Here is a 22,385-nt window from a genome sequence, read left to right as displayed (position 1 = left end):
TGCAGGATTCTGTTTGATTAAATTCATAGAATAAATTAGTAAGCAGATTTTTTTTTCGGTTATCTGCTAAAAATTAGCGGGAAATGTAAACAACATTCGTTTAAGAATTAAATTTCATTAAAAAAGGAGAATTTAAAATAATGTTTGTTTTGTCAGGCAGAGCTTGTCGAAGCCCTTTGTGATTAAAAACTAGAACTGATGGTCGAAATTCAAGAAATAAATTTCATTAAAAAAGGAGAATTTAAAATAACGTTTGCCCTATCAGGCAGAGCTTGTCGAAGCCCTTTGTGATTAAAAACTAGAACTGATTGTCGAAATTCAAGAAATAAATTTCATTAAAAAAGAGAATCTAAAATAACGTTTGCTTTGTCCGGCAGAGCTTGTCGAAGCCCTTTGTAATTAAAAACTAGAACTGATGGTCGAAATTCAAGAAATAAATTTCATTAAAAAAAGGAGAATTTAAAATAACGTTTGCCTTGTCAGGCAGAGCTTGTCGAAGCCTTTTATGGTGAAAAACTAGAACTGATGGTCGAAATTCAAAAAATAAATTTCATTAAAAAAGAGAATTTAAAATAACGTTTGCCTTGTCAGGCTGAGCTTGTCGAAGCCCTTTGTAATTAAAAACAAGAACTTATGGTCGAAAACCTGAGCCCAACGAAATATTTTAAAAAGTGATTTTTTTTTCGAATTTACCTGAGAAATCGATGTTAAGCGAAAATACTAATCTCATTCTGTAGCTATTTAGAACAAAATAAAAAATTATCATGTATCTCAACTGTCACTCTTTTCATTCCTTACGCTATGGTACTATACCATTAGACGATCTTATAGCAAAAGCTGTTCAGTCAGAGGTTCAAGCTATGGCGTTGACAGATATCAATACTGTGACAGGTATTTATGATTTTATTATCGAATGCAAAAAGGTAAATATTAAACCCTTAGTAGGTATTGATTTTCGTTCAGACAACGAATTTCGATACGTTGGTTTGGCAAAAAATGCCAGCGGACTAGCAGAGATGAATCGTTTTTTGACCAAACATAATTTCGATAAGACACCTCTGCCTCTTGAAGCTCCTGCATTTGAATCGGTGATTGTAATTTACGCTTTCGCGAAAGCACCAATAGCACTCAAAGCGAATGAATATATAGGTATTCGTCCCGAAGAAGTAGGACAATTATTTGGTTATAAAGGAAATTTAGACAAAATGGTGGTGCTGCAACCTGTGACTTTTCGAACCAAAAAAGAATACCAACTTCATAAAATTCTAAGAGCGATTGATAATAATGTTTTGTTGTCAAAATTGAAACCATCCGATATCGCTACGGCCACAGAAGTAATGGTTTCAGAGGAACGATTACGAGTGGTTTACAAAGAGTATCCACAATTGCTTGCCAATACGCAAATGATTATTGATAGTTGCGACTTTGAATATAATTTTGAAACGCCAAAAAATAAAAAACATTATACCAATTCTTCCGAAAGTGATATTGCTCTACTTACTACTTTGGCGCTACAAGGTATGGAATGGCGGTACGGAAAAGCTAATAAAGTTGCTTTGGCACGGGTACAAAAAGAGTTAAAGGTTATTGATGAATTGCAATTTAGCGGTTACTTTTTGATCACTTGGGACATCATTAGGTATAGCAATAGTCGCGGTTTTTTGCATATTGGTAGAGGAAGTGGTGCCAATTCTATTATTGCTTATTGTTTGGGTATTACAGATATTTGCCCAATAGAACTCGATTTGTATTTTGAGCGTTTCTTGAATGTTAATCGAAAGAGCCCACCTGATTTTGATATTGATTGGAGTTGGCAAGAGCGAGATGTAATTTTGGAATATATTTTCAATCGTTATGGGTATGAAAATGTAGCTTTTTGTGGTACCAATGTAGAGTTCAAATACCGCTCAATATTTAGAGAGGTAGGTAAAGTTTTTGGATTACCTAAAGAGGAATTAGACCATCTGGCCAAAAACCCGATGAACTTACAGCAAAGCAATAGTATCGTAAAAGAGGTGCAGGAGTACGGCATGCTACTAGAAAAATACCCCAACCAGCGCAGCATGCATTCTTGTGGAATCATTATTTCAGAAGAACCTATTACCAATTATACACCATTAGAAATGCCTCCAAAAGGTTTTCCTATCGTACTTTTTGATATGCATGTCGCAGAAGCAATTGGTTTTGAAAAATTTGATATCTTGAGTCAGCGTGGTATTGGGCACATTGATGATACGGTAAAATTGGTAGCCAAAAATAGAGGGATCCAAATTAACATTCGAGATATTTCTCTATCAAAAAACGAAGCAAAAGCCAATACCTTTTTGGCAGTAGGAAAAACAATAGGCTGTTTTTATATCGAAAGTCCCGCAATGCGTGGATTATTACGTCGATTGAAATGTGATAACTTTAAAACGCTGGTAGCAGCATCATCCATCATTCGACCGGGGGTAGCAAAGTCTGGTATGATGAAGGAATATATTTTCCGACATAATAATCCCAGTCAGTTTGAATATTTTCATAAAGTGTTTGAAGAGCAATTGGGCGAAACTTATGGTATTATGGTGTATCAAGAAGATGTGATCAAAATAGCTTTGCACTACGGAGGGTTGCCTGCGGCAGATGGCGATATTTTGCGAAGAGCCATGAGTGGTAAAGGGAGGTCATTGAGTGCTTTGCAAAAAGTAAAAGATCATTTTTTTGCAAGTTGTGCTCAACAAGGGCATTCAGAAACGTTAAGTCAAGAAATTTACCGACAAATAGAATCGTTTGCAGGTTATTCTTTTTGCAAGGCACATTCGGCATCTTATGCGGTAGAGAGTTACCAAAGTTTGTATTTAAAAGTATATTACCCTATTGAATTTATGGTTGCCGTAATTAACAACCAAGGAGGATTTTATAGAACAGAAGTTTATGTACACGAAGCGAGAATGTCGGGCGCTAAAATTCACAACCCATGTGTAAATAAGAGCGAAATCACTACGACCTTATTTGACAATGATGTCTACTTGGGATTTATGCATTTGCAAGGTTTACCCGAGAAGTTAGCTGTAGCAATAGTAACTGAAAGAGAGAATAATGGTCCTTATCTTTCATTAGAAAATTTTTGTAATCGAATAAAAGTAGGTTTAGAAAGTCTTAAATTATTGATTTTTATTGGTGCCTTTCGAGAAACAGAAAAAACTAAAAATCAATTGCTTATTCTGGCAAGTTTGTTGTTTAATTCTGCACCGGCCGATCATCAAACGTTATTATTGCAGGAGTCGGTCAAGGAGTACCAATTACCCAAACTAGAACGTTCTTGTTTTGAAGATGCTTTTGACGAAATTGAACTTTTGGGATTTCCTACCTCATTCACACCTTTTGAATTATTACAAACTTACTTTCGAGGGGATGTTATGGCAAATAATTTGACACAGTATCATAAAAAGCAAGTGCGTATGTTGGGTTACCTTATTTCGAGAAAACAAGTTCCTACTGCTAGAGGGACTATGTTCTTTGGTACTTGGGTAGATGTCGAAGGAACTTATTTTGATACGGCCCATTTTCCAGATAATTTGCAGCAATATCCTTTTCAAGGAGGAGGCTGTTATTTGCTTCTAGGAACTGTTGAGGTCGATTATCACTTTCCGACAATGACAATCTTAAAAATGGCCAAACTGCCTTTTATCCCTGATCCAAGATATTCAGATGCCAAAGACCATCAATTTATAACGCAACAGCGTATTAAAGAAGACGTGAGCAGTACAAGTCGTAAACCTTATCCGCAGGCCCACGAGATTAATCTACCGAGAAATAAAATGGTTAATTAATGTTCTTTACTGCGTTTTTAGAATTTTCGAAAAATAAAAAGCTAATATAATCAGTATACTATGGCTATACCTTGATAATGTTTATAGAAAATAGGCCAAGATAATACCTAAAACAATCATAGACACTTTGGCTATGTTGAATTTGTGTCCCTCGCTGCTCTCAAAAATAATGGTAGAGGAAATGTGAAATAGAATCCCAATTACTACAGCTGTCAATTCGATATGGTAATTGCTCAAAAGGGGAACGTAATCCGACACGAAAGTTCCAAGTGGCGTCATTATAGCAAAAGTAAGCATGAAGGCAAAAATGGCTTTTTTATTCAAATGAGAATTAATAAAAAAGGTTGTCAAGATAATTGCGATTGGTAAATGGTGAATAGCAATTCCGATGGCTAGATTATCATGATGATGGCCCACAGGAAAACCTTCTAGAAAAGCATGTATACAAAGACTTACAAACAATAACCACGGAATATGAGTCATATTTGGTTTCCCATGTACATGTCCGTGCTCGGCACCTTTGGAAAAAAATTCTAAAATGATTTGAAATAAAATTCCCATCATAATAAAAATTCCAATATTGCTATTGTGGCTCTCATACACATCTGGTAACAGGTGCATAACCGTTAATGCAAGTAAAAAAGAACCGCTAAAGGCGAGTAATAGTTTTAGGTTAGTTTTATTTTTTGGTTTTATAACCAAGGCAATAATGTAACCGAGGAGTACCGAGAGTAAGGGTAAAATGTAATTCATGGCGAATTGTAAAACGGTAATACTATTATAATGTGTCTGTTAAGAGACTAAGCATGGCTAAAAAAAAGCACAGATTTTCACAATTCAATTTTTAAAATTTTACTAATAAACGGTTTGATTTGTGAAAATGTGTGTTCTAATTATTTGAAAATCATAATGAGGCGTTCGCTGTCTTCTTTGTGGAATTTTTTTAGTTTGTAGTCTCCAAAAATATCCAAAAGATAAATTCCAGCCTCGTCCATCATGGTTTGAAAATCTTGTAAAGTCAATGCTTTTACTTTTTCGGTATAGTGAAATTTTTGACCGTTGTCTTCAAAGTCAATGTCTTTGTGGATATGTCCATCGGCAACGTAGCGTTTTAAGTGAAAGTCAATTCCGTCTACTGTTTTTACTTCCTCGGGAACTAAGGTATTGATTACTTGATTCACGTTCATGAAGTCAATCACAGCAAAACCATATTCAGACAAGCTGTCTTTGATTGCTTTTAAGGTTGTTAAGTTATCCTCATCATTTTCAAAATAGCCAAAACTTGTGAATAGATTAAAAATGGCATCGTATTTTTCTTCGAATGGTTCACGCATATCGTGCACCTTAAAGTGCAAACTGTCGTTGCAATTTTTAGAAGCTTCGAGAATGCTGTTTTCGGATAAATCGGCACCCAACACATCAAATCCTAATTGATTTAAATAAATAGAGTGACGACCTTTACCACAAGCTAAGTCTAAAACCTTTGCTTTTTCTGGTAAGTTAAGGTAATGCGTTATATTATCCATGAAAAGTTGAGCTTCACGGTAATTGCGTTCTTTGTATAGTATGTGATAATAGGGTGTATCAAACCAAGAGCTAAACCATGTCTGCGTTGGTTGTTCTATATTTGAGTTGGAAGGTTGCTGTTCTTTGGACATTTAATTCTTTTCTATTTATTCTATCCGGCAAATTTAGTGTATTTTTGCTGAAAAATAGCGCATTTTAATCTCGAAAAGGATTATAGGCGAATTGATAATTTGACTACAGTAAGCATACTATTTTTGCAAAAGCTGTTTGATACAAAGCATGATGATAGAAAATAACTTTAAAATGATTGCCAAAACCTTTTTTGGTTTTGAAGAAATATTAGCCAAAGAATTGACACAGTTGGGTGCTCAAGAAGTAGAACAAGGTGTGCGAATGGTAAGCTTTATGGGGGATAAGGGTTTTATGTATAAAGCCAACTTGTCTTTGCGTACCGCTTTGAAAATCTTAAAACCAATCTATTCTTTTAGAGCCAATAATGAGCAAGCATTGTACAAAGGTGTAGCCAGTATTAACTGGTCAAGATACATCAATGCCAACCAAACATTTGTAATTGATGCTACGGTGCATTCGACCAATTTTAATCATACAGAGTTTGTTTCTCAAAAATGTAAGGATGCGATTGTGGATCAATTTAGAGAGCGTACAGGACAACGTCCTAGTATTGATAAGGTTCATCCTGATTTAAGAATCAATATTCATATTGATAGAGACCAAGTTTCGGTTGCATTAGATACTTCTGGTAACTCACTGCACCAACGTGGGTATAGAACAGCTACAAATATTGCACCTATAAATGAAGTATTGGCAGCAGGAGTTTTAATCCTTGCAGGTTGGGATGGGCAAACAGATTTTCTTGACCCAATGTGTGGTTCAGGAACTTTCTTGGCCGAAGCTGCTATGATCGCTTGTAATATTCCAGCGAATATAAACCGTAAAGAATTTGCTTTCGAAAAATGGAAAGATTGGGACAACGAATTATTTGATAAAATCGTAGATAGTTTATTGAGCAAAGTGCGTGAGTTTCACCATACCATAAAAGGATACGATAAAGCACCATCTGCTGTATCAAAAGCCAAGGATAATATCAAAAATGCAAACTTAGAGGAGTATATCACAATCCAAGAAGAAAATTTCTTTGATACTGAGAAAACGACCGAAGGAAAATTACACATTGTTTTTAATCCACCTTATGATGAGCGTTTGGATATTCACATGGAGGAATTTTATAAAAACATAGGAGATACTTTAAAAAAGAATTACCCAGGAACCAATGCGTGGTTTATTACAGGTAATCTAGAAGCATTGAAGTATGTAGGATTAAAACCTTCTCGTAAAATTAAATTATTTAATGCGAGTATCGAATCTCGTTTGGTAAAATATGAAATGTACGAAGGAAGTAAACGTACAAAATTTCAAGAAGTAAAGGAGTAAATTGATTTTAGTGCTTTTAGATTTTTGGTTTATCGATTTTACGATAATCATCTAGATGACTTAAAATTAGAATAACTTAAAAAATAAAATATAATGACAAAATTACAAATAAGAGCTTTTTTATACCAATTAGGTTGCTTTGCAATCTTATTTTTATCTGTACGTTATTTGGTCGCAATGTATACAAATCTCACAGGGTTTTGGATACCAATGGTAGCTTTTGCAGTAGGGACTATAGTTTCTCCAAAATTCAAAGCATTGATGACCAAAGACGGTGAAAAATTATTTATGAAATGGATTTTCATGAAGGAAGTTCGTGAGATTGAATAAACTATGTTTTGTTTATAGTTTCTTCTTAACAATTATAATTTTTTTCGAAAATAATATTTCATTCCGCTCAGCGATTTGAGATTGTACAATATTAAAATACCCCAAAAAATAAATTTTATTTTTTGGGGTATTTTGATTTAGTTTTATCTTGAATTATCATCTATCACCATAGATTAGTTCATAATAAAAAGTATTTAGATTCGAAAGAAAATATTAATTAGATTAGTAAGAATGATTTTCTAACGGTAAAGGTCTTAGATTATTTGAACAAATCATCCATACCAGGAATCATTGGCATGTCCATTTTGGCAACAGAATCTAGTTCAGCTTCGTTTACTTTTGTCGCTTTTTCGATTGCTTTGTTAAGTACCATAATAATATAGTCTTCAAGTTGCTCTTTGTCTTCCAACAATTCATCTGCAATAGTAACAGAAGTTAATTTTCTATTTGCAGTAAGAGTAACTTTAAACAAACCATCAGTACTTTGTTCGTCAACTAGAACAGTATTCAAACGTTTTTTTGTCTCTTCTATTTTATTTTGGGTTTCTTTTAATTTACCCATCATTCCCATTAAATCCATTTTTATTTATTTTAGCAGTTATTATAGCGAAATTAATATATTCATACCAATACACAATGTTAAATTAGGTTAAAACCGCATGTGAATAGGTTGGCTTATGTTATTTTTGCACCTGATCTTATCAAAAAATTCGAAATCATACCAATGATAAATACCGCTACTGCACCTGTTGCAAAAATAATTCCAACTCAATTAGAAAAGTTTAATGATATAAGGATTGATGATTATTTTTGGTTAAACAACCGGGAAAACCCTGAAGTTATTGATTACCTTAATAAAGAGAATGAATACTATCAGAAAATGACTGCTCATACAAAGGAGTTTCAGAATGAATTGTATGAGGAAATGAAAAGTCGTATAAAAGAAGACGATGAATCGGTTCCTTATTTATATAATGGATATTACTATATCACACGATTTGAAATTGGTAAAGGTTATCCCATTTATGCACGTAAAAAAGGAAGTCTAACTGCTCCAGAAGAGATTTTATTTGATTGTAATGAGTTAGCCAATGGTCAGCCTTATTTCAAATTAGGAGGCATGAGCATTAGCCCAGATAATTCATTAGTATTATTTAGTACCGATGTTATTGGGAGAAGAATTTATACAATTCAAGTTAAACATCTTGGATCCAACGAAATATTTGCAGATAAAATTGAAAAAGTAACAGGATCAGCGGTTTGGGCAAACGATAACCAAACGTTGTTTTACTCCTCGCAAGACGAAGTTACCTTACGTTCAGATAAAATTTTTAAACATAAGTTAGGAACTTCTCAAGAAGATGACGTCTTGATTTATTTTGAAAAAGATGATACTTTTAGTGTCGATATTGCCAAATCAAAATCACGAAAATACCTGACTATTGAATGCGGAAGCACAATGACTACAGAGTACCGAATTTTGAATGCTGACAATCCTGATGGAAAATTTAAAATGTTTCAGAAAAGGAAAAGAGGAGTAGAGTACAGTGTTAATCACTATAAGGATAGTTTTTATATCATGACAAATAAAGACGATGCCGAAAACTTCAAACTAATGAAAACCCCCGAAAATGCTACTACGGCAGAAAATTGGGTTGAAATTATTGGTCATCGAGAAGATGTTCTATTAGAAGATATCGAAATTTTTGCTAATTATTTAGTCTTAGAAGAACGTACCGGAGGATTAAACAAAATTCGAATCATGTCTTGGGACGGTAAGGAAGAATATTATTTACCTTTTGGTAGCGAGACGTATACTGCATATACATCCACAAATGTAGATTTTGAAACCGAAATTTTAAGATACAGTTACCAATCTTTGGCGACACCATCGTCGATTATTGATTTCAATATGCGTACGCAAGAAAAAGTAGTTCAAAAAGAACAACAAGTACTTGGCGGTACTTTCGATAAAGACAATTATAAAGAGGAACGCGTTTGGGTCACTGCGACAGATGGAACCAAAGTTCCCGTTTCAATGGTGTATAGAAAAGAATTAAAGAAAGATGGGAAGAATCCACTTTTGCTATATGCATATGGTTCTTATGGCCATTCTATGGATGCTCATTTTTCATCAACAAGATTATCATTATTAGACAGAGGTTTTATTTATGCCATCGCACACATACGTGGTGGTGAGGATTTGGGAAGGCAGTGGTATGAAGATGGAAAATTACTGCATAAAAAAAATACTTTTACCGATTTTATTGATTGTTCCAAATACGTGATTGAACACAAGTATACAAGTCCAGCCCATCTATATGCAGAAGGAGGTTCGGCAGGTGGATTGCTTATGGGTGTAATTATCAATGAAGCTCCCGAGTTGTACAACGGTGTAATTGCTCAAGTACCTTTTGTTGACGTAATGACCACCATGTTGGACGACAGTATTCCCTTAACAACAGGGGAATATGATGAATGGGGAAATCCAAATGTCAAAAAATACTATAATTATATGCGTTCGTATTCTCCTTATGATAATATAAAGGTACAAGCATATCCCAATATGTATGTGTCAACAGGATTACACGATTCTCAAGTGCAATATTGGGAGCCCGCCAAATGGGTAGCAAAATTGCGTGTTGCAAAAAGCGATAACACAGTTTTGTATCTTGATACCAATATGGATGCTGGTCACGGTGGCGCTTCTGGACGTTTTGAAGCCCTTAAAGAATTAGCAAAGGAATTCAGTTTTTTAATTGATTTGGAAAAAATTAAACACTAATCAAATTTTTTTGTTAAATTTGCAATGTATCATTGTTAAATAAAATTAACGTTGATTAACTATTTTTTTATGAAAGAAGAAATAAATGCTTATAATAATGTTTTAGAATTAATAGGGAACACACCTCTTATTAAGCTAAATAAGGTCACCGAAAACATGGAAGGAAACTTCTATGCTAAGGTAGAAGCTTTTAATCCGGGACATTCTTCAAAGGATAGGATCGCTTTATATATTATTGAAGAAGCAGAGAAAAAAGGAATATTATCACCTGGTGACACCATTATTGAAACGACCTCTGGTAATACAGGTTTTAGTTTGGCAATGGTGAGTATTATCAAAGGATACAGCTGTATTCTTGCGGTAAGCTCAAAATCATCCAAGGATAAAATTGATATGCTTCGCAGTTTGGGAGCAAAAGTTTACGTTTGTCCAGCTCACGTCGCTGCAAATGATGAACGCTCTTATTACAGCGTTGCCAAAAGATTACACGAAGAGACAAAAGGTTCTGTGTATATTAATCAGTACTTTAATCAATTGAATATTGATGCACATTACAAATCTACAGGTCCAGAGATATGGAAACAGACCAATGGTTTGATCACACACCTTGTTGCTTGTAGTGGTACTGGAGGAACAATCTCTGGAACAGCAAAATACTTAAAGGAACAAAATCCTAATATTAAAATTCTAGGAGTAGATGCTTTTGGTTCGGTATTGAAAAAATACCATGAAACTAAAGAATTTGATACCGAAGAAATTTATCCTTACCGTATTGAAGGTTTGGGTAAAAATTTAATTCCAAGTGCTACAGACTTTGATGTAATTGACAAATTCATGAAAGTAACTGATGAGGAAAGTGCACATTCAGCAAGAGAAATTACAAGAAAAGAAGGAATGTTTGTAGGTTATACTTCGGGAGCAGTCTTGCAAGCGATCAAACAATATTCAGACGAAGGTGAATTTGATGCTAATAGTAATGTAATTGCTATATTCCCAGATCACGGTTCACGATACATGAGTAAGGTCTTTAGCGACGATTGGATGAACGAACAAGGGTTCTTTGATAGCATCAATGAAGAAGAATCACAAAAAATTGAAATGATCAAATAAGAATTACTTATTTACAACTATAAAACTTCAGAGCAATCTGGAGTTTTTTTTTGCATCAAACTGAAATTAGATTTTTCATTTGCAGCAGAGATAAAATGTTTTTTACTACTACAATTCTCGCTATCTATTACAACTATTTTTTTGCTATAACAATACAACATAATTTCTCCCGACGCTTTGGAATGAAGGGGTTAGCAGGAATTATGTACTTATTAATATGTCTAGTCCAAGATCATAGTAATGTCTAGATGTACTCAAAGAGAAGTATTAGACTAAATCTTCAACTTAGCAATAATTACATTTGCGAAATGATAATTTCTAGAATCGAAAAGAATCCAATTCCCCACATATAGGGATGTATTTTATCAGTGTTTTTAGTGAAGATGCAAAGGAGCACATAACTAGAGAATCCATAAGCAATTCCCGAACTAATGCTGTAGGTAAGAGGCATAAGCAATAAGGTTAAAAATACGGGAACACCCAAATACAACTCGCTAAAGTCAATTTTTACCAAATGCTTTGCCATATAGATTCCGACCAAAATTAAGGCTGGAGCGGTAGCATAGGCAGGGACAGTGCCAATAAGTGGTGCAAAAAACATCGCTAGTAAAAAGAAGAACGCTGTAAATACCGAACTCAATCCGGTGCGAGCACCATTAGCTATACCTGCTGCCGATTCAATATACGTTACAGTACTACTAGTTCCTAAAATTCCGCTAAACATCGTTGCTACGGCATCAGCTTCTAATACCTTTTTGACGTGAGGCATTTTTCCATCTTCATCAACCAGTCCCGCTTCCATAGAGCATGCCATTGCAGTACCAATAGAATCAAATAGATTAACAAACAAGAAGGAAAATATAGGAGCAATAAAGGATATCTTTAAAACCGAAAGAACTTCCATCTGGCCTAAGATAGGCATGATCGACGGAGGTGTGCTTATAAAGTTTGTAGGAAGTGAGATGTTGGGATCAAAAATAAAGCCTAAAACTGTAGCAAGCACTATTCCTAATAAGATCGAACCTTTCACTTTATAATGTTCTAGCATTACAGTCACAAAAAATGCAATCAAACCAATTACCAATGCTGGTGTGAAATGCCCGAGACCTACTAGTGTAGCATCATTCGCAACAATCAAGCCCATTTGTTTAAAACCAATAAAGGCGATAAACAAACCAATTCCAGATCCAATAGCGACTCGCAGTGATTCGGGTATGGCATCAATAATTTTATGGCGTAGTCCCAAAACAGAGATAATTATAAAAACCACCCCTGATAGAAAAACGACTCCAAGTGCTTGCTGCCAAGTAGCACCATCTTTTAATACCAATGTAAAAGCAAACATAGCATTTAGTCCCATTCCGGGAGCCATAGCAAAAGGTACATTTGCCCAAAATCCAACGATTAGTGTACCAATAATTGCAGCTAGACAGGTAACTGTAATTAAGGCACTTTTATCCATGCCCGTAGTCGACAAAATATTAGGATTCACAAAGATGATGTAGGCCATGGTCAAAAATGTAACCATACCACCAATAGCTTCTTGCTTTATATTTGTATTTCGTTCTTTGAGGTTAAAAATTTTTTCTAACATTTTGATTTGTTTGAATTTATCTTTTACGAATTTTGTTTTGCAGATGAATAAGCGGAATCATGTCGATAACTAACAGTCAGACATATTTACCGTAATTGCTAAGCCACCTTCTGAAGTTTCTTTGTATTTATTATTCATGTCTTTTGCAGTTTCCCACATCGTACTGATTACTTTGTCTAATGGTACTTTGGCATTCTTTGAGTCAGTAGACAGTGCTAGTTCGGCCGCATTTATTGCTTTTATAGCGCCCATAGTGTTGCGTTCAATACAAGGTATTTGTACCAAGCCACCTACGGGATCACATGTTAAACCCAAATGATGTTCCATCGCAATTTCGGCAGCCATCAAAACTTGTTCAACGGTTCCGCCCAGAAGTTCGCAAAGTGCCGCAGCGGCCATTGATGATGAAACACCAATTTCAGCTTGGCAGCCGCCCATCGCAGCAGATATTGTAGAACCCTTTTTGAAAATGCTTCCAATTTCTCCGGCAACCAGTAAGAACTGCTTAATTTCTTTGGGACCAGCTTTATGATTTTCGATAACTAAATAATACATTAATACGGCAGGAATCACACCAGCGCTGCCATTTGTAGGAGCCGTAACGATTCTTCCAAGCGCAGCATTAACTTCGTTAACAGCAAGTGCGAAGCAACTTACCCATTTCAAAATTTGACGAAATTTCACTTCCGTTTTGCGTATTTCTACCAGCCAGCTTTCAGGATCTTTGTAATTAGATAGTCCAATCAAACCTTGGTGCATATCAAATGCTCTTCTACGTACGTTGAGCCCTCCAGGCAATACGCCCTCAGAATGACAACCAATATAAATTGATTCCAGCATTGTGTTCCAAATACGCATGAGTTCTTGGTCTATTACCTCCTCTGTGCGCATTGATTTTTCATTCTCATAAACGATTTCGGAGATCGTTTTATTTTCATTTTTGCAATAGGCCAGTAATTCGGCAGCATTGTCAATCATAAAAGGAAAAGCACATTTAATTTTAATTTTTTCTTTAGCATTTATTCTAGCTTCCTTCACTACAAAACCCCCTCCAATAGAGTAATAGGTTTCTGAAAAAATTGTTCCAAGTGCATCGGTAGCTGTAAATGTTAACCCGTTGGGATGAAATGGTAAAAACTTTTTATTAAAGATAATATCGTCTTCGATCTTGAAGGGAATCGAAAAATGATTTCCTAATTGTAGCGTGTTTGTCGATTTTATTGCTGAGATAATAGTGTCAATATTTTCTATAGGAATCGTCTCGGGATCTTGACCGCTTAACCCTAGCATGGTGGCTAAGTCTGTAGCGTGCCCCTTACCGGTAAGTGATAATGATCCGTACAAATCGACTTTGATTCTAGAAATAGTATCTAAATTTTGATCTTTTATTTCTTCTAAAAAACGTTCTGCAGCTCTCCATGGTCCCAAAGTATGTGAACTTGATGGACCAACACCAATTTTTAACATGTCAAAAACCGAAATACACTCTTCCATATCTAAAATTATTTAGCTATGACAAATATAACGGAATTAATCACCAAGGCTACGATTGCAGTATAAATATAAGCAGATTATAACTATAGCTACAATCTGCTTTTAAGTCCTTTCTTTTTGAGTAAAATAAGGTGTATTTTGATTGTTTTAAGCTTAATTTATTTAAGCTTTGTTCAACTAAAACGAGTAGTTAGTTTTGACTGCAAATTTGAAAAATTAATTCCAGTCTAAGAATTTTGATGTACTTTGAACCTTTAATTTAGGAGGAGTTGCATTTAACTTTTGAGATGAAATTACAGTCTCATATTTTATTAAGTATGAAACTGCCATTTTCTTACTATTGAAATGTTCTTTAGCATATTCATGACATCTCTGAGGAGAATATTTCTCAGTATTTAAAATTGCTTCACTAAGTTCGTCTTTATTATTAGACAAGAAACCAACTTCTTCTGATACTAATTCTGGTAGAGAACCGTAAGGTGTTCCAAAAACTGGACAGCCGTTATATAAGCTTTCAATAATAGCTAACCCAAAGGGTTCGTGCCATCTTACTGGAAATATTAAGCCTTTCGATCCATTTAATAAATTGTATTTTTTTTCTCCACCTACTTTTCCAGAAAAACTGATTCGTGGTGAGAAAGTCAATCTAATACCCATATTTATATTGAAACGGACACCACCCAGAACTTTCAATTTCTCTTTTTTGGTGCTTTTAATAACATCAATTGCTCCCACGACATTTTTGACTCTCCATGCCGCATTACCCAAAAAATGGTAATAATTTCTTTTCACGTCAAAATTGGGCGCTGCATATTCATTCCAATCCAGTCCATTATGAACATAGGAATCTGAATTATAACGAAATGCGTGATTTTGAGAAACAAAAACACTGTTTATATCAAATTCTTCCAAAGAATTTGTATTACCATGTACCGTGATGATATAGGGTAACTTAAAACTTTCTATGTCTTTTGGTCTAAAATTAAAATGTACGACATCGTAATCGTCTTTAATCTGTTCCAAAATTGGTAGTTCATGATTGATATGAATTACAGAAGCAAAATCACAATGAGAATTTTCATTAACTAAGAACGTCACTTGATGCCCCATTTTTGTAAGTTCATGCCCTAAGGACCATATAACTCTTTCGGTACCTCCATATAAGAAAACAGGAATAACACTTTTATCGACTATTAATATTCGCATATAGTTCTTTTTATGATTCTCAACTTTAATCGGACACAAATTAACACTAAAAAATTTGCAATAGGACTATGTTCTAAAAACTTTATAACGTAAAAAACTTATATTTAATATTTTCTTAATTTAGTACGAAGATTTTGTAATGATAAATTACGCATACAGTTGGAATACACAAAAACAGCTTAAATAATTTAAAAACTCTTTTAAAAGTTAATAGAGAATTAGCAAAATTAGATTAGATTTAGAAATGTTATTTTTCTTTCGCTTCTTTTCGCTCTTCTCTTCTTTCTTGTCTTTTCTGTTTTCTTATTTCTTTTTTTGTAGTAGGATTAGCGTTTGAATAAGCGTCTTTAAACGTAATTTCATCATCTGTTTCTCTCTTAAATGCTTGAACCCATCCATTTTCGAAGATACTAAACACTGTAGACCAAGTGCTCGTTTTAACATTCTTCAAATCTCCTTCAATCGGAATTTTTAAGGCTAAAGTGTCTGTTTTTTGATTCTTTAAAACAAATTTAAAGAAGCCTATAAAACCTTCCCACATTTTTTCTAGAATGCTATCTTCTTTACCAATTAATTTGGTTTTTGTAAGTAGCGGTTTTAAGTAACCTTTTAAATACCCATCGGCGATTGCTATTTCGCTGTAGAGTTCAAATTTACCTTTTTCGAAGTCGATACCAACATAATGGTTGGTTAAGTCATTTAGAGCTGTTGCATCAGAACTTTTTAATGAAAAGCTAAGATCCATGTCTGGAATTTCTTTAATTAAATTTATATTTCCATCTAGTGCTAATTGACCATTTCCAAATGACGTACCTGTTGCGTGGAAAGGGGAAGGCAAAGTTTTACCATTTTCGACAACGTTCCTAAGATTATCTGCTGTCATTTCGAAATTTGTCACTTGCAAATCAATATTAGGATCTGCTTGTAATTGTACAAATGCTAATTTTCCGCTATGAATTTCAAAGTGGTTTATATTAATCGGAATAATATCTGTTAGTGCTTTTGTCCAATCGTCGACGCCAGCATCTTTGCTAGATTGTTTTTGATCTTCAAAAATATAGATCACTTCAGGATTATTCATAATGATTTCGCTCACAATTTTACCTTTGAAGATCGATTTCCATTCAATCGAAATGTCACTTTGAGGGAAATTTAAAAAAGGAACTTGAGTTTTGGCACTAACTTTATTAAGATATAATCCTTTTATAACATAAGCACCACGATAAAGTGCAATGTCGATTTCTTGTACTTGTCCATAATAGCCTGGAATGTTCGCCAAGGTTTTATTGATCTGGTTTTTTACCAAAGTAGGTAAGTATAATCGAAAGGCGATGAGAAGTACGACAAGGGCTATTGGGATTGCATATCTTTTTTTACGGTATATTTTTTTTGAATGTGAAACAGCCATATCTTTTTTTACAAAATTAAGTCGTCTGCTAGATTAAAGTTTATATTCTAATCTGAAAAAATTACATGATTAAAGTATGATTGTGCGTAAGGGATGGGAACGGCATCCTTTATGGTGGCGATAGCAAACCATAAAGATACAGTGGACAGCCCGCCCCCCGACCTAAAGTTTCGGTTATAAGGAGGGGGTACGCCCTAATGATAAATTACTAATAGATGTGATATTTATTCCAATTCTTTTTTCAAAAATTTAGCAGTATAGCTTTTTTTGTTTTTAGCAACTTCTTCTGGAGTTCCTTTTGCAACTAGGGTTCCGCCGCCTTTTCCACCTTCTGGACCGATATCAATAATATGATCGGCCAGTTTAATGACATCCATATTGTGCTCGATGATCAATATGGTATTCCCTTTATCTACTAGCGTGTTTATCACACCCATCAGCACGCGAATGTCTTCAAAATGGAGTCCTGTGGTAGGTTCATCAAGAATATAAAAAGTATTTCCAGTATCTTTTTTGGACAACTCACCCGCAAGTTTAATTCGTTGTGCTTCACCACCAGAAAGAGTTGTACTTTGTTGTCCTAGAGTGATATAGCCCAAACCTACATCCTGAATAGTTTTTACCTTTCGGTATATTTTCGGTATGTTCTCAAAAAACGGAACAGCTTCGTCTACGGTCATATTCAACACATCGGAAATGGATTTTCCTTTGTATCTAATTTCAAGTGTTTCACGGTTAAAACGCTTGCCTTGGCAGGTTTCACATTCTACATATACATCGGGTAGAAAATTCATTTCGATAGTACGCACACCAGATCCTTGACAAGTTTCACAGCGTCCTCCTTTGACGTTGAAACTAAAACGCCCCGCTTTGTATCCTCGAATCATACTTTCGGATGTCATGGTAAAAAGTTTACGAATCTCGGTGAAAACTTCGGTATACGTCGCTGGATTGGAACGCGGTGTGCGGCCAATCGGACTTTGGTCAATAGCGATTACTTTATCAATATGTTCAAGACCTTCAATCTTTTTATAAGATTGCGGTTTTTTGACACCATTAAAATAAAAGGCATTCAAAATAGGGTAGAGGGTCTCGTTGATTAAAGTCGATTTTCCGCTACCTGATACACCTGTTACGCAGATTAATTTACCAAGAGGCAAATCGATTGTAACATTTTTAAGGTTATTACCTGTTGCCCCAGTTAACTTTAGAGACTTGCCATTTCCTTTACGGCGTTTTGCGGGAATGTCAAATTTTAGATTACCGTTCAAATACTGTGCGGTAATAGTTTGAGAGGCCAATGTTTCTTGATAAGAACCGGTGCTTATAATTTCGCCACCAAATTTTCCTGCTTTAGGACCAATGTCGATTACATAATCAGCACGCTCCATCATGTCTTTATCGTGTTCTACAACAATAACAGAATTTCCTATATCTCGTAGCTGTTCAAGGGAACGAATTAGTTTTTCATTATCGCGTTGGTGCAAACCAATACTCGGTTCATCTAAAATATATAAGACCCCCACTAGTTGCGATCCAATTTGAGTTGCCAAGCGAATACGCTGTGCCTCACCACCAGAAAGAGATTTAGAACTGCGACTTAACGCTAAATAATCTAGACCCACATTCATCAAGAAGTGTAGGCGGTCTTTGATTTCTTTTAAAACCTCACCTGCAATTGCCATTTGCTTCTCTGACAAATGAGAGGCTAAATCTTCAAACCAATTGGTTAAGTCAGAGATGTCCATGTTGACCAACTCTGTGATGTTTTTTTCGTTTACTCTAAAATATTGAGATTCTTTTTTTAATCGCGATCCTTCACAAACTGGACAGTCAATTTCGTCCATAAATTCCTTTGCCCAACGCTTGATGGAGGTAGAACCGCTCTCGTCGTGTTGATTTTTGATAAAATGGGCAATTCCTTCAAACTCGATCTTGTAGTCACGCGTAACGCCTAGATCTTTGGAAGGAACACTAAATTTTTCTTTTCCTCCATTCAGTATCATTTGCATACCTTCAGCAGAAATAGAGTCGATGGGATCGGTAATTTTGAAATCAAAACGCTCTCCAATAATTTCTAATTGCTTAAAAATCCAAGAAGACTTGTATTCGCCTAATGGTAAAAATCCACCTGCTTTGATGGATAACTTTGGATTGGGAAGTATCTTTTTAATGTTGATTTCGTTAACAGTACCCAAACCTTTACAATGGTCACAAGCACCTTTTGGGGAGTTAAACGAAAATAAATTGGGCTCTGGATTTTGATACGATATTCCAGAAGTAGGACACATTAAATTTCGACTAAAATAGCGAACCTCTTGACTGTCTTGATCCAAAACCATCAATACATTTTCACCATGATTCATGGCGGTATTGATGCTTTCGCTAACTCTTTTTGAAGTATCTTCTGTAGTGTCTACAGCCATTCTATCGACTACAATTTCGATATCGTGTGTTTTGTATCGATCTAATTTCATCCCGGGTGTAATGTCGAGTACGTCACCATTAACACGTACTTTTAAAAAACCTTGCTTAGCAATCTGCTGAAACAGTTCGCCATAATGTCCTTTTCTGGCCTTAATCACTGGGGCTAGAATGTTGATGCGCTTGCCATTATAATCAGTTATAATTAATTCCTTGATTTGTTCATCGGAATAACTGACCATCTTCTCACCTGAATTGTAACTGTAAGCATCTGCCGCACGTGCATAAAGCAATCGTAAGAAGTCATAAATCTCTGTAATCGTTCCTACTGTAGAGCGAGGACTCTTGCTGGTAGTTTTTTGCTCGATAGCGATAACCGGAGAAAGTCCGTCAATTTTATCCACATCGGGGCGCTCCAGTCCACCTAGAAACTGACGTGCATATGCAGAAAAAGTTTCTACATAACGACGTTGTCCTTCGGCATAAATAGTGTCAAAAGCGAGTGATGATTTTCCCGAACCTGAAAGTCCTGTAATAACTACAAGCTTTTCACGAGGAATGGAAATATCTATATTTTTGAGGTTGTGTACACGAGCCCCTATTACTTCAATAGTATTGTTGTTGTCTAGCATAATTTTTGCAAAAACACAAAGTTAATCTTTTGATTTATTCTTTGCATGCAACAGTTTAGAAGTTTATGTTAAAATGACAGGTTTATAATCGATTTTAACCATTTTTTAGACTAGAAAATTAAAAGGGTTCTAATGGATTCTATTCCGCTAGAGACGGTTAGAGACGTTTTGATCTCAAAAGGAAAAACGTCAGCCTTAGAAGGTTTTTATCAAATGTATAGGGTACTTGTTTGACAAGTTTTATTGTTTGCGTCCAGGTTTTGCGCATAAAAAAAACGCTAATTTGTGGTTAGCGTTTTTGGTGGAGAAATTAGTTTTCTTTTGATTGGATGTTTTAATCCATGCCAGCACTTAATGCGCTAAAGGTACCAACAAACCATAGAATAGGTTTCCATAAAATTACAAAACCTAAAATGGTTAGCAACGAGAATACAGTCCAAAAGCCAAAACCTGCTTCCATTGTAAAATCATGAAAATTGTTGTTTAAAAAAAATCGAATATTATATTTTTAGTGTTAGTGACTTTTGTCTACACTCAAACCAAGTCTTTCCATAAGTCTAACATTCTGCTATCAATCATTGAGAACTTATTGTAAATACAATTTTAAGTTAGACAAAATTTATGTTTTTCGAACAATAAGCACGAGATTTCACTTTCTAACTTTTAAAAATGCCTAATGAAGAAGATAGCTTTTTAAAAAAAGAAATATGTAGATATGGGCTGCTGAGGTCCCAAAACTACTCTATTGTCATCGATTTTAATTTAGTACGATATGCTTCTAGAGCCTCGGCTTTGGAGATAAAGCCATAATATTTTTGATCCTTGATTACAGGGAGGAAAGTTGTTTTAGCTTTTTCAAATTTATCCATTACAATCTCCATACTATTAAATGGATAAATAATATCAAGAGGTTGGCTCATGATGTCTTTGACCATGGTATATTTAACACGATAACGATTAAAAATAATTTCTCGTATTTGGTTGAAATGAACTACTCCTAATAAATGGCCCTCTTTATCAACTACAGCAAATACTACTTGATTGGAATGCGAAATTAAATCAACTAACTTTTCTAAATTTTCCTCTGGAGAAAGTGTTAGAAAATCTGTTTGTATGATAGAATTCGTTTCTAAGGTAGAAAGTACATTATGATCTTTATTACTGGTGAACGCATGTCCTTTTTTTGCTAATTCTTTAACATCCATTGAGTGTTTTTCAAAACGTTTTGAAATAGCATAACTTATAGAAGCAACAATCATTAGCGGAAGCATTAAACTATAACCACTAGTAATCTCAGCAATTAGGAAAATAGCTGTAAGCGGTGCATGAAACAAACCACTAAGAATTCCTGCCATACCCACCATCGTAAAATTACTTATAGGTAAATGCGTTAGCCCAGTAAGATTTATAGCTTTCGAAAATACATAGCCCACATACGAACCTACGAAAAGGGAAGGTGCAAAATTTCCTCCGTTTCCACCAGCTCCTAATGTTATAGAAGTAGCAAAAACTTTTATCATCATTGTAGCTGCAACAAAGAGTAATACGACCCAATTATTATTTCTAAAAGAACTAAACAATGTGTTCTCTAACAAGTCTTTCGCGTCATTATTAGCTAGTGAACGTATGCTCTCATAACCTTCACCGAAGAGTGTAGGAAAAACAAAAATTAAAACAGCTAAGATGGAAGCTCCTAATAATGCTTTCTTGTAGGGATTCATTCTCAGGTGTGAGAAGAAATGTTCTGTTTTTTGAAAATTTCGAGTAAAATAAATAGAAGTAAAACCAGTTATAATTCCGAGTAATACGTAAAACGGAATATTATGGTAGTTGAAATCTGGTTGTTGCTTGACGTTAAGTAAAATAGTTTCATCTAGCGTAATTACAGATACTAAGGCTCCTGTTGCAGCAGCAATCATAATAGGAGTGAAGGCCGAAATACTTACATCGACTAGTAAGAATTCAATCGCAAACAGTACTCCTGCAATAGGCGCGTTAAAGGCAGCTGCAATTCCTGCTGCTACACCACAACCTATTAATAAAGTTCTATCCTTATAGCTTAATTTATAATTCTGAGCATAATTAGACCCAAAAGCGGCGCCTGTTACTACAATTGGGCTCTCTAAACCTGCCGAACCACCCAAACCAACAGTTAGGGAACTCGTTACTATTTGAGCGTACATTTGTTTGCGCGGAATTATACTTGCTTTTTTTGCAACCGAAAATAAAATTTGAGAAGTTCCTTTTTCTATTGTTCCCCCTAATAATCGGTTGATTACAAAAACGGTCAAAATCAAACCGGCAATTGGCAAAATACTATTGATAAAACTCAATTTTAGCGTGCCGTTGATATAAGTTGCAAATCTAAAAACGGAATGCGCAAAAGTTTTTAAAACAATTACTGCAAATGCGGAACTGATGCCTACTAATACACTCGAAAGGAAAATAAATTGTTTCTCAGTCAATATTGATTGTGATAAAGCAATTATACTTTCTAATTTAGAAATATATTTTTTCAACATTTTGATTTTATTTTTGATTGCAAAAGTACTATTAATTTAAGCAAATCTTGTCTTTTGGAAGGCTTCTTTTAGAGTTTTAGGAGGTAAGT

Annotated in this window: 15 protein-coding genes; 5 read left to right on the top strand and 10 right to left on the bottom strand. The window is 34.8% G+C overall.

Annotated features, from left to right (window positions below):
* Positions 1-764: 764 nt before the first annotated feature.
* Positions 765-3,812 carry a DNA polymerase III subunit alpha gene (locus LXH21_RS00135; RefSeq protein WP_239861778.1) on the top strand — a complete coding sequence of 1,016 codons (3,048 nt, stop codon included), beginning with the start codon at positions 765-767 and terminating at the stop codon, positions 3,810-3,812.
* Positions 3,813-3,893: 81 nt separating this feature from the next.
* On the opposite strand, the gene LXH21_RS00130 is transcribed toward LXH21_RS00135, so the two are convergent.
* Both LXH21_RS00130 and LXH21_RS00125 read right to left on the bottom strand, forming a co-directional pair.
* Entirely contained in the window at positions 3,894-4,565 is a 672-nt protein-coding gene (locus tag LXH21_RS00130) for a ZIP family metal transporter (RefSeq protein ID WP_239861777.1), read from the bottom strand.
* Positions 4,566-4,705: 140 nt separating this feature from the next.
* Positions 4,706-5,470 (bottom strand): class I SAM-dependent methyltransferase, encoded by a 765-nt coding sequence (locus LXH21_RS00125; protein WP_239861776.1) that lies wholly within the window; start codon positions 5,468-5,470, stop codon positions 4,706-4,708.
* A gap of 154 nt (positions 5,471-5,624) precedes the next feature.
* Between LXH21_RS00125 and LXH21_RS00120 the strand changes: the two genes are divergently transcribed.
* A complete protein-coding gene (locus tag LXH21_RS00120; RefSeq protein WP_239863609.1) occupies positions 5,625-6,791 on the top strand; it encodes a THUMP domain-containing class I SAM-dependent RNA methyltransferase in 1,167 nt (388 codons plus the stop codon).
* 93 nt (positions 6,792-6,884) lie between these two features.
* A complete protein-coding gene (locus LXH21_RS00115) occupies positions 6,885-7,121 on the top strand; it encodes a hypothetical protein (protein WP_239861775.1) in 237 nt (78 codons plus the stop codon).
* A 259-nt stretch (positions 7,122-7,380) separates the two neighbouring features.
* Here the strand turns inward: LXH21_RS00115 and LXH21_RS00110 are convergent, their stop codons facing one another.
* Positions 7,381-7,701, bottom strand: coding sequence for a YbaB/EbfC family nucleoid-associated protein (locus LXH21_RS00110; RefSeq protein ID WP_239861774.1), 321 nt, complete (start codon positions 7,699-7,701; stop codon positions 7,381-7,383).
* A gap of 144 nt (positions 7,702-7,845) precedes the next feature.
* On the opposite strand from LXH21_RS00110, the gene LXH21_RS00105 reads away from it, so the two are divergent.
* Both LXH21_RS00105 and LXH21_RS00100 read left to right on the top strand, forming a co-directional pair.
* Positions 7,846-9,906: a S9 family peptidase gene (locus LXH21_RS00105; protein ID WP_239861773.1), complete on the top strand. Its 2,061-nt coding sequence runs from the start codon at positions 7,846-7,848 to the stop codon at positions 9,904-9,906.
* Positions 9,907-9,975: 69 nt separating this feature from the next.
* Positions 9,976-11,016, top strand: a complete 1,041-nt coding sequence (locus LXH21_RS00100) for a PLP-dependent cysteine synthase family protein (protein ID WP_239861772.1) — start codon at positions 9,976-9,978, stop codon at positions 11,014-11,016.
* 295 nt (positions 11,017-11,311) lie between these two features.
* Here LXH21_RS00100 and LXH21_RS00095 read toward each other — a convergent pair whose 3' ends face one another.
* The 7 genes from LXH21_RS00095 to LXH21_RS00070 form a co-directional block, all read right to left on the bottom strand.
* The gene (locus LXH21_RS00095; protein ID WP_239861771.1) at positions 11,312-12,610 is read right to left on the bottom strand and encodes an NCS2 family permease; all 1,299 of its coding nucleotides are present in this window, start codon (positions 12,608-12,610) and stop codon (positions 11,312-11,314) included.
* Between the two features lie 69 nt (positions 12,611-12,679).
* On the bottom strand, positions 12,680-14,104 hold the full coding sequence (locus LXH21_RS00090; RefSeq protein ID WP_239861770.1) for an L-serine ammonia-lyase: 1,425 nt from the start codon (positions 14,102-14,104) through the stop codon (positions 12,680-12,682).
* Between the two features lie 216 nt (positions 14,105-14,320).
* Positions 14,321-15,310 (bottom strand): glycosyltransferase, encoded by a 990-nt coding sequence (locus LXH21_RS00085; RefSeq protein ID WP_239861769.1) that lies wholly within the window; start codon positions 15,308-15,310, stop codon positions 14,321-14,323.
* 247 nt (positions 15,311-15,557) lie between these two features.
* On the bottom strand, positions 15,558-16,718 hold the full coding sequence (locus tag LXH21_RS00080; protein ID WP_239861768.1) for a DUF748 domain-containing protein: 1,161 nt from the start codon (positions 16,716-16,718) through the stop codon (positions 15,558-15,560).
* Between the two features lie 224 nt (positions 16,719-16,942).
* On the bottom strand, positions 16,943-19,774 hold the full coding sequence (gene uvrA, locus LXH21_RS00075) for an excinuclease ABC subunit UvrA (RefSeq protein ID WP_239861767.1): 2,832 nt from the start codon (positions 19,772-19,774) through the stop codon (positions 16,943-16,945).
* A 334-nt stretch (positions 19,775-20,108) separates the two neighbouring features.
* A complete protein-coding gene (locus LXH21_RS17235) occupies positions 20,109-20,234 on the bottom strand; it encodes a hypothetical protein (RefSeq protein ID WP_262916159.1) in 126 nt (41 codons plus the stop codon).
* Positions 20,235-20,511: 277 nt separating this feature from the next.
* On the bottom strand, positions 20,512-22,296 hold the full coding sequence (locus tag LXH21_RS00070) for a chloride channel protein (RefSeq protein WP_239861766.1): 1,785 nt from the start codon (positions 22,294-22,296) through the stop codon (positions 20,512-20,514).
* Positions 22,297-22,385 lie beyond the last annotated feature (89 nt).

This window comes from Flavobacterium algicola, from assembly GCF_022399565.1.
GTDB lineage: Bacteria > Bacteroidota > Bacteroidia > Flavobacteriales > Flavobacteriaceae > Flavobacterium > Flavobacterium algicola.
Note: the sequence above shows the minus strand (reverse complement) of the source record. Positions and strands in the feature narration are given on the sequence as shown.